This window comes from Agromyces sp. NPDC052230 (assembly GCF_040679595.1).
In the GTDB taxonomy this organism is placed as follows: domain Bacteria; phylum Actinomycetota; class Actinomycetes; order Actinomycetales; family Microbacteriaceae; genus Agromyces.
The window spans coordinates 275,676-288,683 of the sequence record NZ_JBFAVC010000001.1; the positions used below are offsets into that span (position 1 = coordinate 275,676).

15 protein-coding genes are annotated in these 13,008 nt (G+C 71.2%); 9 read left to right on the forward strand and 6 right to left on the reverse strand.

The genetic code is table 11. The features are described from left to right. Nucleotides 1-11: 11 nt before the first annotated feature. Entirely contained in the window at nucleotides 12-620 is a 609-nt protein-coding gene (locus AB0K73_RS01320) for a zinc-binding alcohol dehydrogenase (protein ID WP_360510994.1), read from the forward strand. A gap of 37 nt (nucleotides 621-657) precedes the next feature. Here the strand turns inward: AB0K73_RS01320 and AB0K73_RS01325 are convergent, their stop codons facing one another. After that, the gene (locus AB0K73_RS01325) at nucleotides 658-2,031 is read right to left on the reverse strand and encodes an acyltransferase (RefSeq protein WP_360510993.1); all 1,374 of its coding nucleotides are present in this window, start codon (nucleotides 2,029-2,031) and stop codon (nucleotides 658-660) included. 15 nt (nucleotides 2,032-2,046) lie between these two features. Between AB0K73_RS01325 and AB0K73_RS01330 the strand changes: the two genes are divergently transcribed. Both AB0K73_RS01330 and AB0K73_RS01335 read left to right on the forward strand, forming a co-directional pair. Then, a complete protein-coding gene (locus AB0K73_RS01330; RefSeq protein WP_360510992.1) occupies nucleotides 2,047-2,481 on the forward strand; it encodes a hotdog fold thioesterase in 435 nt (144 codons plus the stop codon). A gap of 29 nt (nucleotides 2,482-2,510) precedes the next feature. Then, on the forward strand, nucleotides 2,511-3,242 hold the full coding sequence (locus AB0K73_RS01335) for a glutamine amidotransferase (RefSeq protein WP_360510991.1): 732 nt from the start codon (nucleotides 2,511-2,513) through the stop codon (nucleotides 3,240-3,242). A gap of 51 nt (nucleotides 3,243-3,293) precedes the next feature. Here the strand turns inward: AB0K73_RS01335 and AB0K73_RS01340 are convergent, their stop codons facing one another. After that, nucleotides 3,294-3,872: a TetR family transcriptional regulator gene (locus tag AB0K73_RS01340; protein ID WP_360510990.1), complete on the reverse strand. Its 579-nt coding sequence runs from the start codon at nucleotides 3,870-3,872 to the stop codon at nucleotides 3,294-3,296. A 71-nt stretch (nucleotides 3,873-3,943) separates the two neighbouring features. On the opposite strand from AB0K73_RS01340, the gene AB0K73_RS01345 reads away from it, so the two are divergent. The 3 genes from AB0K73_RS01345 to AB0K73_RS01355 all read left to right on the forward strand — a co-directional run bounded on the left by AB0K73_RS01345 (nucleotide 3,944) and on the right by AB0K73_RS01355 (nucleotide 7,879). Beyond that, on the forward strand, nucleotides 3,944-5,338 hold the full coding sequence (locus AB0K73_RS01345) for an MFS transporter (protein ID WP_360510989.1): 1,395 nt from the start codon (nucleotides 3,944-3,946) through the stop codon (nucleotides 5,336-5,338). Nucleotides 5,339-5,481: 143 nt separating this feature from the next. Further along, on the forward strand, nucleotides 5,482-6,939 hold the full coding sequence (gene purF, locus AB0K73_RS01350; RefSeq protein WP_360510988.1) for an amidophosphoribosyltransferase: 1,458 nt from the start codon (nucleotides 5,482-5,484) through the stop codon (nucleotides 6,937-6,939). A 49-nt stretch (nucleotides 6,940-6,988) separates the two neighbouring features. Next, nucleotides 6,989-7,879, forward strand: a complete 891-nt coding sequence (locus AB0K73_RS01355; RefSeq protein WP_360510987.1) for an alpha/beta hydrolase — start codon at nucleotides 6,989-6,991, stop codon at nucleotides 7,877-7,879. Between the two features lie 66 nt (nucleotides 7,880-7,945). Here AB0K73_RS01355 and AB0K73_RS01360 read toward each other — a convergent pair whose 3' ends face one another. From AB0K73_RS01360 to AB0K73_RS01370, 3 genes are read right to left on the reverse strand one after another with little or no spacing between them, the layout of a single operon-like run. After that, complete coding sequence (locus tag AB0K73_RS01360; RefSeq protein ID WP_360510986.1) at nucleotides 7,946-8,407, reverse strand: hypothetical protein; 462 nt, start codon at nucleotides 8,405-8,407, stop codon at nucleotides 7,946-7,948. Nucleotides 8,408-8,454: 47 nt separating this feature from the next. Next, entirely contained in the window at nucleotides 8,455-8,841 is a 387-nt protein-coding gene (locus tag AB0K73_RS01365) for a hypothetical protein (RefSeq protein WP_360510985.1), read from the reverse strand. Nucleotides 8,842-8,867: 26 nt separating this feature from the next. After that, nucleotides 8,868-9,272, reverse strand: coding sequence for a sterol carrier family protein (locus tag AB0K73_RS01370; RefSeq protein ID WP_360510984.1), 405 nt, complete (start codon nucleotides 9,270-9,272; stop codon nucleotides 8,868-8,870). Between the two features lie 90 nt (nucleotides 9,273-9,362). Between AB0K73_RS01370 and AB0K73_RS01375 the strand changes: the two genes are divergently transcribed. Genes AB0K73_RS01375 through AB0K73_RS01385 form a run of 3 tightly spaced genes read left to right on the forward strand, consistent with a single transcriptional unit; the run spans nucleotide 9,363 to nucleotide 12,097 of the window. Further along, nucleotides 9,363-9,815 carry a hypothetical protein gene (locus tag AB0K73_RS01375; RefSeq protein ID WP_360510983.1) on the forward strand — a complete coding sequence of 151 codons (453 nt, stop codon included), beginning with the start codon at nucleotides 9,363-9,365 and terminating at the stop codon, nucleotides 9,813-9,815. A 9-nt stretch (nucleotides 9,816-9,824) separates the two neighbouring features. Next, a complete protein-coding gene (gene purD, locus AB0K73_RS01380) occupies nucleotides 9,825-11,138 on the forward strand; it encodes a phosphoribosylamine--glycine ligase (protein WP_360510982.1) in 1,314 nt (437 codons plus the stop codon). An 11-nt stretch (nucleotides 11,139-11,149) separates the two neighbouring features. Next, nucleotides 11,150-12,097, forward strand: coding sequence for a phosphoribosylaminoimidazolesuccinocarboxamide synthase (locus AB0K73_RS01385; RefSeq protein WP_360510981.1), 948 nt, complete (start codon nucleotides 11,150-11,152; stop codon nucleotides 12,095-12,097). A 40-nt stretch (nucleotides 12,098-12,137) separates the two neighbouring features. Here the strand turns inward: AB0K73_RS01385 and AB0K73_RS01390 are convergent, their stop codons facing one another. Then, complete coding sequence (locus AB0K73_RS01390) at nucleotides 12,138-12,956, reverse strand: SGNH/GDSL hydrolase family protein (RefSeq protein WP_360510980.1); 819 nt, start codon at nucleotides 12,954-12,956, stop codon at nucleotides 12,138-12,140. Between the last annotated feature and the right edge of the window lie 52 nt (nucleotides 12,957-13,008).

Here is a 13,008-nt window from a genome sequence, read left to right on the forward strand (position 1 = left end):
AAAATGAGCACATGTCGGGCGCCACGCCGTCGTGGGTGATTCGTGAGAACGCGAGTCGCTCGGTTCTCCTCGCCCTCTACCTGCGTGAGGTGCTCGGCGTCGCCTCGCCCGTCGAGCTTCCACGGCTCCGGGATGTCGGTCCCGTGGGGGCGCGACTCGAGATGGACGAGCACGACCTGCTCGAGCGTCAGTGGCGCGCCTGGTGGGCGATGACCGTCGAGCCCGAGGCGCATCCGTCGCCCGTGCCGCTCGAGCTCGTCGAGGCGTACGAGACCGAGGTCGCGCTGCCCGTGTCCGACGCCGAACTCCTCGCCGCCGCGATCGTGCCGCACGCCGAGGCCGCCCGGGCCTGGGCGGAATGGGCGCATCAGGCCTACCGCTCGGCGTCGGCAGCTCGTCGCGGCGACTCCTACCGCGCCTACGCGGGAACCATCGCCGAGCACGAACGCGAGGTGGGCCGTCGTGCGCACTCGTTCGAGCTCAACGTGGAGGTGCTGCCCTTCACGGCGCCGGGCGTCTGGTGGATCGGGGCGATGACGGTCGCGGTCACCGACTCGCTGCGGTCGGATGCCTCGGCGTTCGACGACGCCATCCACCCGATCATCGCCGAGCTGGCGTAACGGCCCCGACGCCACCGTCAGCGGACTGGCCGGCCATTCACCGAGTGGGCGGCGGCGCGGCGGCGCCCACCCGGAGCCGGCGCGGCCGGTCGAGCACGACGGATGCCGCGAGCAGCACGCCGCCGCCGGCCGCGAGCAGCAGGTCGAGGAACCACTCCATGACCGCGAACGGTGGAACGAACGCGAGCACGGCGGCGATCACCACCGCGGTCGCGGCCGGACGGCGGAAGCCCTCGGGAACGGCGGCGGAGACCGACTCGAAGCGCGCGAGCGGCATGGAGATGAGCCACACCCCGGCGAGGACCACGAGGAACACCACCGGCCTGCCGGCCCACCAGGCCGCACTCGCCGGCTCCGGGGCCGCGCCGGGAACGAGGAGCGACAGCCCCGCGATGACGATGATGACCGGCAGGTGCCAGAGGTACACCGTCATGGCCCGGCTCCCGATCAGGAACACCGCCCCTTGGGCGGCGCGTGATGACATGAGCATCGACAGCGGCGCGTGCAGCAGGCTGAGCAGGCTGACCTGGGCCACGCCGAGCAGCATCAGCGGCACGGTCGGCGGGTTCAGGTTCGTCAGCATGTCGGCGGAGTACCACCCGGCTGCGACACCGGGCCACATGAGCAGGTAGGCCGCGACCGCGAGTGCGACGAGTTGCGGCGCGGTGCGCCCGCGGAACCAGCCGTCGGCGTACCAGAAGCCCAACTGCTGCGCGAAACCCCACACGAACACGAGGTTGACGAGTCCGACGTCGACGACCCCGGTGGCGACTCGGACTGCATCGACGAGCGCCGCTGCGCCGGCCAGCGCCGCGATGGTCAGCAACGGCGCGCGGTCGTGGCATCGCGCGAGCAGCGGCACGAGGCACTGGACCAGCAGGAAGGCGGCGAGGAACCAGAGCGGCGTTCCGGCGCCGGCCGCGACCGTCTCGAGCAGCGTCGGGTCGACGCCGGCGAGCGTCGCGGCCCCGAGCACGACGGCGAAGAAGACGAACAGGGCGAGCGCCGGAGTGGCGAGTCGCATCGTGCGCGACCGGATGAAGTCGACGACGGTGCCACCTCGGCGCTGCAGGCTCCGCCAACTCGTCATGCCGGTGAATCCGCCGAGCGCGAAGAAGAGCGGCATGATCTGCCCCGCCCAGGTGGCCGCGTCGAACCACGACTGCGCCTCGAGCGGGCGGGAGACGACGATCGCGCCCGACGAATCGAGGCCGACGCCGATCATGAGCAGGTGGATGACCACGACGAGGAGCACGCACGCCACACGCGCGAGATCCACCACGAGGTCGCGGCGGGCGAGCAGGGCGGCGCGTGCTGCGCGGATGTCGCCGTCGACGTCGACGGCGCCGTTCTGGTCGGGCATGAGGAACATCATGTCGGTGGGCGACGCCGGAGGGAACACCCGGGTCATGCCAGACTCGACCGCATGAGCATCTGGTTCGGCCAGCCCTCCATCGAGTGGGCGAACTCCCGCTGCGACGGCACCGCGATCCGCGCACTCGGCATCGAGATGACCGAGGTCACGGTCGACTCCCTCAAGGGCCGCATGCCCGTCGACGAGCGCACGCGCCAACCCGGCGGCGTGCTGCACGGCGGGGCATCCGTGCTCCTCGCCGAAACCCTCGCGAGCTGGGGGGCGAGCTTCACCGTCGACCCCGACGCCAACTACTGCGTCGGCATGGAGATCAACGCGAACCACCTGCGCCCGGTCGCCGACGGCTGGGTCACCGGCGAGGCCCGCCCGATCTCACGCGGGCGCACGACGCAGGTGTGGGACGTCCGCATCACCGACGAGCAGGGGAGGCTCGTGTGCATCTCGCGGTGCACGATGGCCGTGCTGCCCAAGCCGTCGGAGTACTGACCGGGCCTGCACGTGCGTATCGTGGGGCCGTGAAGCCGTTCGTTCTCCTCGCCACTCGTGCCGAGGACGTGCCCGCCGACGAGGAGTACGCGCTCTTCCTGCGGGAAACCGGGCTCGACGAGCGCGACCTCCTTCGGGTGCGGCTCGAGGCGGGACCGATGCCGAGGCTGGACCTCGACGCGTTGTCGGGCATCTTCGTCGGCGGCGGCCCGTTCAACGCCTCCGACCCGCCGGAGCGGAAGTCGCCCATCCAGCATCGGGTCGAGGCCGAATTCGCGACGCTCCTCGATGAGGTCGTCGCCCGGGACTTCCCCTTCCTCGGCGCCTGCTACGGCGTCGGCACCCTCGGCGTGCACCAGGGCGCGACGATCGATCGCACCTACGCGGAGCCGATCGGCGTCGTCCCGGTCGCCTTGACCGACGCCGGGGCATCCGATCCCCTGCTCACCGGGATGCCGCCGACGTTCAACGCGTTCGTCGGACACAAGGAGGCCATCCGTTCGCTGCCCCCTTCCGCGACCCTGCTCGGATCATCGCCGACGTGCCCGGTGCAGATGTTCCGGGTGCGGTCGAACGTCTACGCCACGCAGTTCCACCCCGAGCTCGACCTCGACGGCATCATCGTGCGCATCCACGCGTACGCCGGGCACGGCTACTTCGCCGCCGACGAGCTCGAGCTCACCCTCGCGTCGGTGCGACGCGCCGAGGTGTCGCACCCGAGCCGCATGCTCCGTACCTTCGTGGAGCTGTACGCCCGGTAAGGGTGGCCGGATGTCGCCGGCCCTCCCGGCGCGGCGCGCCACCCGGGCCCGCTACGCCGGCCGCGCCGTGACCAACGACACGACGGTGGCCGCGACGACCCGATCGGCATCCGACTCGGCGAGCCGGCCGGCACGAAGCTCCGCTGCAGCGGCGTGCAGCAGCGCCGTGTAGCAGCTCGTCAGCCACTCGGCGCTGAGGTCGCGCCGCATGGACCCGTCGCGCTGGCCGCGCTCGATGAGCGCCCGCACGCGCGCCATCGGCTCGGCGTGGTGGGCGACGATGCGCTCGTTCGGGAGCGCCTCCTCGGCCGCGCCGAGCAGCCGGTGGAACGTGTCGACGATGCGCCACGATCGGCGCACCAGCCGGTCGAGGGCCGCCACCGGCTCACCGTCGAGGTCGATCTCGGCGAGCTCCGCCTCCGAGCGCTCGATCGTGCGGATGAGCACCGCCTCGATGAGCTGCTCGCGTGACGCGAAGTGACCGTAGATGGTGACGCGCACGACTCCCGCCGCCTTGGCGATATCGGCCATGCTGGCGCCCGGGTCCTCGCTCAGGCGCGCGACCGCGGCCTCGAGGATGGCATCGCGATTCCGCAGGGCGTCGCTGCGCGTCGACCGGTTGCTCGTCATGGCTTGATCTTATCGACGACATAGGTGTATAAGTTAATTCTTGACAGCCGTGTCAAAGATAGGACGCCCAGATGACCCAGACGCATACCCACCCGATCGCCCCAGCCAGGAGTCCGAGCCGTCTCGACACCGTGACGCTCGTCGTGCTCGCGCTCGCCCAGGCGATGCTCGTGCTCGACGTCACCGTGGTGAACGTCGCCCTGCCGGTGATGAGCGCCGAACTCGGGCTCGCCACCGACCTCGCCGGGTGGGCGGTCGCGGCGTACGCCGTGCCGTTCGGCGGCCTCCTCCTCTTCGGCGGACGACTCGCCGACGTCGTCGGCAGCCGACGGATGCTCCTCACCGGCCTCCTCGCCTTCACGCTCGCCTCCCTGGCCGCCGGGCTGGCCACGAGCGCCGAGTGGTTCCTTGCCGCGCGAGCGCTGCAGGGGGTCGGAGCCGCACTGCTCTCGCCCGCCGCCCTCGCCACGCTGCTGCACCGCTTCCAGGGCAGGGAGCGGCACCGGGCCCTGGCCGTGTGGGGCGCGGTCGGCGGCGCAGGCGCCGCCGTGGGCGTGCTCCTCGGTGGCCTCCTCACCGGCGGGCCGGGCTGGCGCTGGATCTTCTTCGTCAATGTGCCCGTGGGCATCCTCGTCGCCGTCGCCATCGTCGCGTTCGCCGTCGCACCGCGCGTGACCCGGCGACGGGAGCGCGTCGACCTTGCCGGCGCGCTGCTCGCGACCGCCGGCATCGGCAGCCTCGTGGCGGCGCTCTCGGCCATCACCACGGGCGAGGTCGTGATGCCTGCCGGCCTCGCCGCCCTCGGCATCGCCCTGCTCGTCGCCTTCGTCTTCGTCGAGCGCCGCTCCACGCAGCCGCTCGTGCGCCTCGGGCTCGTACGAACCCGGTCGGTCGCCACCGGCTCGCTGCTCATGCTCGTGGCGACGGGCCTTCTCGTCGGCGGCCTGTTCATGTTCTCGTTCGAACTGCAGGCCGGGGCCGGCTGGTCGCCCATCGCGACCGGACTCGCGTTCCTCCCCATCTCGGTCGCGATCGTCGCCGGGTCGCACACCGCGGGGCGGCTCGTCGGCCGGCTCGGGCCGCGCATCGTGGGGTCGGTCTCCCTGCTCGTCGCGGCGATCGGCCTCGGTTACGCTGCGGCCGCGATCACGGCAGGCTGGCCGGAAGCCTCCGCGATCGTCGGCATGACCGTGGCGGCGCTCGGCCTCGGCGGCGCGTTCGTCTGTGCGAGCACCACCGCGCTCGGCGGCGTCGACGAGCGGGAGGCGGGCGCGGCATCCGGTCTGCTGAACTCCTTCCACGAGCTCGGAAGTGCGGCCGGTGTCGCCGGTCTCGGGGCGATCGCGGCGGCCGGCATCGGCGTCGGGTTCCAGGCCGCGGCGGGCGTCGCGGTCGTCGCGGCCATGATCGCCGTGGCCCTCATCGCCCCGGGCGTGCCTCGCAGGAGCGGCCGTTTCGTGCACTGATCCACCTCGAGTCGGCCGTCGGCCACGGGGCATCCGCTCACGTGCGCACCGGCGGCCACTCAGGCGGCTCACACGCGCAGGTATGGGATGATGAATCGTCCAGCTCGGACGCTTCCCCACCCCACGAGGAGCCATCGTCTCGCATGTGCGGCATCGTCGGCATCGTCTCAACAGAGCCCGTCAACCAGCAGATCTACGACAGCCTGCTCCTCCTGCAGCACCGAGGCCAGGACTCCACGGGCATCGCGACCGCCGACGGGCCGGTGTTCCACATGGCGAAGGCACGCGGGCAGGTGCGTGAGGCGTTCCGTACGCGCGACATGCGGGCGCTGCTCGGCAACATGGGCCTCGGGCACGTGCGCTACACCACGAAGGGCGCGGCCGAGCGCGAGGAGGAGGCGCAGCCGTTCTACGTGAACGCGCCGTACGGCATCATCCTCGTGCACAACGGCAACCTCACGAACACACGCGAGCTTTCGGAAGACCTCTTCCGCATCGACCGTCGACACGTGAACTCCACGAGCGACACCGAGATGCTGCTCAACGTACTCGCCACCGAACTGCAGGGCCAGATCACCGGCCTCGAGCTCGACCCCGACCAGGTGTTCCGCGCCGTCGAGCTCATGCACGAGCGCGTCGAGGGCTCCTACGCGGTCATCGCGTTGATCGCCGGCTACGGACTGCTCGCGTTCCGCGACCCGTTCGGCATCCGCCCGCTCATCCTCGGCAAGCGGCTGACGGATGCCGGCAAAGAGGAGTGGATCGTGGCATCCGAGTCGCTCGTGCTCGAGAACGGCGACTACGAGATCGTGCGCGATGTCGAACCGGGTGAGGCGATCTTCATCACGCTCGACGGCCAGATGATCTCGCGACAGTGCGCGAAGAACCCCCGGCTCGTGCCGTGCTCGTTCGAGTACGTCTACCTCGCCCGCCCCGACTCCGTCATGAACGGCATCTCGGTGTACGAGGCCCGCCTGCGCATGGGCGACCGCCTCGCCACCACCATCGAGACCCACATGGACAAGGGCGACATCGACGTCGTCATGCCCATCCCCGACTCGTCTCGCCCGGCCGCCATGCAGGTCGCGCAGAAGCTCGGCATCGAGTACCGCGAGGGCTTCTACAAGAACCGGTACGTCGGCCGCACGTTCATCATGCCCGGGCAGGCGCAGCGCCGCCGTTCGGTGCGCCAGAAGCTCAACGCCATGGGCACCGAGTTCAAGGGCAAGAACATCCTCATCGTCGACGACTCGATCGTGCGCGGCACGACCTCGAAGGAGATCGTCGAGATGGCGCGGGCCGCCGGCGCCAACAAGGTCACGTTCACCTCGGCGGCTCCCCCGGTGCGCTACCCGCACGTGTACGGCATCAACATGCCGAGCCGACAGGAACTCGTCGCGCACGACCGCAAGATCCCCGAGATCGCGCGCGAGCTCGATGCCGACCACATGATCTACCAGGAGGTCGTCGACCTGCAGGCCGCGATCACCGAGGGCACGTCCATCGAGCAGCTCGAGATGTCGTGCTTCAACGGCGAGTACGTCACCGGCACGGTCACCGAGGAGTACCTCGGCTGGGTGGAGAAGACCCAGCTGAGCTGAGCGGATGCCGCGGCATCCGTTCGTCGGCGGTCTGCGCCAGACTGGCCCCATGGGGTTCGAACGCCGCAGCACCGTCCGGACGCCCGTGCTCGAGATCGCGTACGAGGAGGCGGGTCCGGCCGACGGCCCGGTCGCGGTGCTCTCGCACGGGTTCCCCTACGACGTGCGCGCCTACGACGAGGTCGCCGGCCTGCTGGCGGCATCCGGTGTGCGCGTCATCGCTCCGTACCTGCGCGGCTACGGCCCGACGCGGTTCACGGATGCCGCGACGCCGCGCTCGGGCGAACAGGGCGCGCTCGCGCAGGACCTCCTCGACCTGCTCGACGCGCTCGAGATCGATCGCGCCGTCGTCGGCGGATACGACTGGGGCGGACGCGCGTCGTGCATCGTCGCGGCCCTGCATCCCGAGCGCGTCGTCGGGCTCGTCACGGTGGGCGGCTACAACATCTTCAATCCGGCGTTCGCGCAGGAGCCCACCCGTCCCGAGTGGGAGCGCACGTACTGGTACAAGTACTACTTCCACTCCGAGGCCGGGCGGCGCGGACTCGAACGCTTCCGCCACGAGCTGTGCGAGCTGCTGTGGACGACGTGGTCTCCCGAGTGGGCGGATGCCGCGACCGCGTATCGTGCGAGCGCGCCGAGCCTCGAGAACCCCGACTTCGTCGACGTGGTGATCCACTCGTACCGGCACCGGTCAGGGCTCGTCGCGGGCGACCCGCGATACGCGGCGATCGAGCACGCGATGGGGGCGGAGCCGCCGATCGCGGTGCCGACGGTGGTGCTGGAGTCGGGGGCAGACGGACTCGGCGGGCCGAGCGGCGCCGAGGATCGAGAGCACTTCACCGGGTCGTACGCGTTCCGCGAACTGCCGGGCGCCGGCCACAACCTGCCCCAGGAGGCGCCGCGCGAGTTCGCCGACGCCGTGCTGAGCCTGATCTGAGCTCAGCCTGACCTGAGCCGAGCGGATGCCGCGGCCCGCTGCCGAGAGGGCAGGCCGCCGCCAGTGCTACTCGTCGACGTGGTGCGTCGACTCGTGCTCGGCGATGCCGGCCTCGGCGCGTCGGGCGAGCGCGCGGTCGATGACGAGCGCCACGACCGCGCCGAGCCCGACGCCGACGGCCGCGCAGATGAGGAGCAGGAAGCCGAAGACCTGGCCCTTGTCGAACTGCACGAGCTCGTTCTCGGGCGCCTGGCCGTCGAACGCGAGCGTGAGGATGAGCGCGACGATCGCGCCGAGGATCGCCCCGAGCGTGAGGAACCTGCCGTAGCGCGGGGCGCGCCGCACCATCACCGCGTCGCTCGTGACCTCGGTCTCGACCGGCTCCACGTGCTCGACTGGCTCCACGTGCTCCACTGGCTCCACGTGCTCGGCAGCGGCGCCGCGGGCCGAGGGCACGACGCCGTCGCGGCTGACACTCGCCGCGGAGATGGGCTCGGGCGTGTCGGGGGAGTTCTGCGTGTCGCTCACCACACCATTCTCCCGCACGACGGGGGCAGCGACATCGGTCGCACGGCTCAGCCGAGGGCCACGATCAACGAGAGCGCCGCGAGCACGACCGACAGGGGCGTCATCGTGTACCGCTCGGGCTTGCTGCGTGAGATGGCGTTCATCGCGATGCCGAGGACGAAGTAGCCGAAGACGACCCACGCGGCGACCACCACCACGATCTCGGGGAGCACGAGCGGCGCGAGGTCGGCCCGCATCAGGAAGATCCACGCGAATACGGCGTAGAGCACGATCGCGACGACACTGCCGATCCGTTTGGACTTCGGCAGCACCCGGTCGGCGCCACCCCATGCGAAATGACCGAGTGGGGCGCCGAAGATGAGGGCGACCTGGCCGACGGCGAGGACGCCGAGGAGGACACAGAGGACGATGGCCGCGATGGCTGCAAAACTCACGGTGGGAGCCTAGACCCGCCAACGACTCAGGGGATTCGCAGCACCGGCAGTTGTCCGTCGAGATCCGCACGTTGGCCGGATGCATGCACTCGGCCGGACGCCCGGGCGTCGGCCCACGACAGGTCGCCCACCGCCAGGGCGAGCCACGTGGCGGCATCCGTCTCGACGACGTTCGGCGGCGTGCCGCGCGTGTGCTTCGGACCCTCGATGCACTGCACCGCGCCGTGCGGCGGCACGCGCACCTCGACGGTGCCACCGGGTGCCTGCTCGGCGAGGAGCTGCAGCGTGTACCGCACCGCGATGGCGAGCGTCGAACGGTCGACGGATGCCCCGAGCGCCGCGCCTGCGCCATCGCCGCGCTGTGCGGCGATCGCCTGCACCGTGCTCACCGCTGCTCGCCCCAACCCATCGTCGATCCGTGCCCGTGCCATGCCTCCATCCTCCACCCCTACCCGGGTATCACCCGAAGATCGCTCCGGGGAGTGATGACCGCGAGTACCGCCGCTTCGTACCGTCTCGGCATGACACCTCCGAACACTGTGAAACTCGCCGCCGTCGCCTGGTCGGGAGCCATCGCCGCCGGCGTGGTCGAGGCGGCCATCGCCGTCACCCGTCTCGCCGCCGAGGGCCCACTGACCGGCCCCATCTGGTTGAACCTCGGACTGCGGGTCGTCGTCTTCGCCGTCGCCGCCGCACTCATCGTCGGCCTCGTGCGCGGCTCCCGAGCCGCCCGCATCGCCCTGACCGCACTCCTCAGCGTGCTCGGGCTCGCGTCGCTCGTCGTGCCCGCGGTGCTCCAGCTCGCTCAAGGCGGCACGCTGTACGCCGCGCTCGACGAGTTCGGCGCGGTGCGCGTCGTCCACGTCCTGCTCGTGATCGTTGCGACGATCGTCATGTACCTACCCAGCGCGAACGCGTACTTCCGCCGCGGGCGGGGGGTTCGCGCCCCGGTCGGCGCAAATCCCATCGGGTAGCCTGAACCGGTGAGAATCCTCGTCCTCGGCTCGGGCGCGCGCGAGCACGCCATCATCCTCGCGCTGCTCGACGAGGAGGCCCGGCACGAGATCATCGCCGCCCCCGGCAACGCCGGCATCGCGGCATCCGCCACCTCGTCGGCCCGCGGCAGCGTGACCACGATCGCGCTCGACCCGACCGACCCGGTGCTCGTCGCCGACTACGCGTTCGACAACGACATCGAGCTCGTCGTGATCGGTCCCGAGGCGCCGCTCGTGGCCGGCGTCGCCGACGCCCTGCGCCCGCGCGGTATCGCCGTGTTCGGGCCTGGCAAGGCCGCGGCCGCGCTCGAGGGCTCGAAGACGTTCGCCAAGCGCATCATGGAGGCCGCGGGCGTGCCGACGGGCCGCGCGAAGCTCGCCGACACCCTCGCCGAGGTCGAAGCGACGCTCGACGACTTCGGCGCCCCGTTCGTCGTGAAGGCCGACGGCCTCGCAGCCGGCAAGGGCGTGCTCGTCACCGGCGACCGCGACGCCGCGCTCGCGCACGCCACCCACTACCTGCAGCAGGGCCCGGTGCTCGTCGAGGAGTTCCTCGAAGGCCAGGAGGTCTCGCTCTTCCTGCTCTCCGACGGCACGAACGTGGTACCGCTCTCGCCCGCACAGGACTACAAGCGCCTCCGCGACGGCGACCGCGGCCCGAACACGGGCGGGATGGGCGCGTACTCGCCGCTGTCCTGGCTCGCCGACCGCTTCGGCAGCGAGCAGGCCTTCGTCGACGAGGTCATCGACACGATCGCGAGGCCCACCGTGAAGCAGCTCGCCGAGGAGCAGACGCCGTTCATCGGCCTGCTCTATGCGGGCCTCATCCTGACCTCGCGCGGCATCCGCGTCATCGAGTTCAACGCTCGCTTCGGCGATCCCGAGACGCAGGTGGTGCTGCCGCGGCTCGAGACGCCGCTGTCGGGCCTGCTGTTCGCCGCGGCGACGGGGGCGCTGGCCGCGACGCCGCGCCCGGTGTTCCGAGCGGATGCCGCGGTCACGGTCGTGCTCGCGAGCGAGGGATACCCCGAGTCCCCCGAGACCGGCCGCGTGATCGAGGGCGTGGATGCCGCGGCATCCGTGCCCGGAGTGCACCTCGCGCACGCCGCGACGGCCATCGGCTCCCCCGCCGAGCCAGGGGCCATGCCGCCGTTGGTGGCGACCGGCGGACGCGTGCTCAATGTCGTGGCGATCGGCGCGGACCTCGCCGAGGCCCGGCGACGTGCGTACGAGGCGCTCGGCCACCTCCGTCTCGAGGGTGGGCAGTACCGCACCGACATCGCCGCGCGCGTCGCGGAGTGAGGGGAACCCCGATGAGGAGCGACGCGAAGGAGCTGCCCGGCTGGACCCACGTCTACTCGGGCAAGGTGCGAGACCTGTACGTGCCCGCGACGACGCCCGACGATGACGACGAGTGGACCGGCGATCCGCTGCGCCGCTCGCGTGTCGTGCTGGTCGTCGCGAGTGACCGCGTCAGCGCGTTCGACCACGTGCTCGAGCCCGCCATCCCCGGCAAGGGCGCCATGCTCACGAAGCTCACGCGCTGGTGGTTCGACCAGCTGCCCGAGGTGCCGAACCACCTCGCCTACGCCGAGGACGATCGGCTCGCCGACCTCCCCGAGATCCCGGCCGAGGTGGCCGAGCGCGCGACCCTCTGCCGCACGCTCGACATGTTCCCGATCGAGTGCGTCGTTCGCGGGTACCTCACGGGCGGCGGCTGGAAGGAGTACCAGGCCACGGGCGCCATCGGCGGCATCCGACTGCCCGAGGGCCTGTCGAACGGCGACCGGCTGCCCGAGCCGATCTACACGCCCGCATGGAAGGCGCCCCTCGGCGAGCACGACGAGAACATCTCGTACGAGCGCACCGTCGAAATCGTCGGCGAGACCGTCGCCGGGCAGCTCCGGGCGATGTCGCTGGAGATCTTCGAGCACGCCTCCGAGGTCGCCGTGGACCGCGGGGTGATCCTCGCCGACACCAAGTTCGAATTCGGCGCCGACCGCGACACGGGCATCGTCACGCTCGCCGACGAGGTGCTCACGAGTGACTCGAGCCGGTACTGGGATGCCGAGGCGTACCTCACGGCCGCCACGCCCGAACTGCGCATGGCGAGCTTCGACAAGCAGATCGTGCGCGACTGGCTCGCCGCGAATTGGGACGAGCAGGAACTCGAGGAGCCGCCGACGCTGCCGCACGAGATCGTCGAGCGCACCGCCGAGCGCTACCGTGCCCTGCTCGAGCGACTGACGCTCGGACTGTGACCCGGCGGGCGGCGACCGCGCGGCGCGGTCACCCGATGACTCAGCCTGCGGGCGAGAAGCCGGCCGCCCGGATCGCGTCGGCGTAGGCCGCGTAGCCGGCCGTGTTCGGGTGGAACGGCGCGGCGTCGGACAGCCCGTTGATCCATGGGGTTGCCGAACCGATGCCGTGCCCGGCGAACGCCTGCGTCACGTCGACGTAGACGAATCCCGGTCCGGCCGCCGTAACGGCGGCTTGGATCACACTGTTGAGCGCCATGATGCCCGCGTTCACGGCCGCGATCCTCGGGTCCGCCGACGGCTCGAAGAGCAGCGGGTAACCGGTGACGTAGACCGTGGCCTTCGGCGCGGCCTCGCGGATGGCCGCGAGGGTGGTCGCGAGATCCGTCGCGAGCCCCGGGAGCAGGACGGTCTGAGCATATTGGACGGCCGCCAGGCACTGCTCGGGGGTGCCCGTCAGGCAGGTCTGGGCCAGCGCCGCGACGCCGAGGTCGTTCGCGCCCACCGTCAGCGTCACCGACTTGGTGCGATGATCGAGACCCTCCAGCTGCCCGAGCACGTCGGCGGTCGTCGCGCCCGCGCACCCGCGAAGGTCGGTGAGCACCTGCCCGGGATCGTCGGCGAGGAGGGCGGCGTATCCGTTCGGGGTCGTTCCGCAGAGGTCGATCGGGACGCCACCACCGACGCCGGCGGCGTACGAGTCGCCGAGTGCGACGTACGAGATCTTGGCGTTGGCGGCGTGGTCGGGCGGGCCGCCGGCGACTGCCTGCGCGGGCGCGACGGCGAAGCCCGTCGAGAGGACGGCGACGATGGCGACGCTGAGAAGGGACGCCCGGTTGCGAGGACGTGTCATGGCGGTCATGCGCCGGAACCTACCCTCCGTATGCCGATGCCGCCACCCCTCCGGGAATGTT

What these genes read in the sequence shown, in the direction of transcription:
- AB0K73_RS01320 (WP_360510994.1), top strand. Translation starts at nt 12, where the DNA reads ATGTCGGGCGCCACGCCGTCGTGGGTGATTCGTGAGAACGCGAGTCGC.
- AB0K73_RS01325 (WP_360510993.1), bottom strand. Translation starts at nt 2,031, where the DNA reads ATGACCCGGGTGTTCCCTCCGGCGTCGCCCACCGACATGATGTTCCTC.
- AB0K73_RS01330 (WP_360510992.1), top strand. Translation starts at nt 2,047, where the DNA reads ATGAGCATCTGGTTCGGCCAGCCCTCCATCGAGTGGGCGAACTCCCGC.
- AB0K73_RS01340 (WP_360510990.1), bottom strand. Translation starts at nt 3,872, where the DNA reads ATGACGAGCAACCGGTCGACGCGCAGCGACGCCCTGCGGAATCGCGAT.
- AB0K73_RS01345 (WP_360510989.1), top strand. Translation starts at nt 3,944, where the DNA reads ATGACCCAGACGCATACCCACCCGATCGCCCCAGCCAGGAGTCCGAGC.
- purF (WP_360510988.1), top strand. Translation starts at nt 5,482, where the DNA reads ATGTGCGGCATCGTCGGCATCGTCTCAACAGAGCCCGTCAACCAGCAG.
- AB0K73_RS01355 (WP_360510987.1), top strand. Translation starts at nt 6,989, where the DNA reads ATGGGGTTCGAACGCCGCAGCACCGTCCGGACGCCCGTGCTCGAGATC.
- AB0K73_RS01370 (WP_360510984.1), bottom strand. Translation starts at nt 9,272, where the DNA reads ATGGCACGGGCACGGATCGACGATGGGTTGGGGCGAGCAGCGGTGAGC.
- AB0K73_RS01375 (WP_360510983.1), top strand. Translation starts at nt 9,363, where the DNA reads ATGACACCTCCGAACACTGTGAAACTCGCCGCCGTCGCCTGGTCGGGA.
- AB0K73_RS01385 (WP_360510981.1), top strand. Translation starts at nt 11,150, where the DNA reads ATGAGGAGCGACGCGAAGGAGCTGCCCGGCTGGACCCACGTCTACTCG.
- AB0K73_RS01390 (WP_360510980.1), bottom strand. Translation starts at nt 12,956, where the DNA reads ATGACCGCCATGACACGTCCTCGCAACCGGGCGTCCCTTCTCAGCGTC.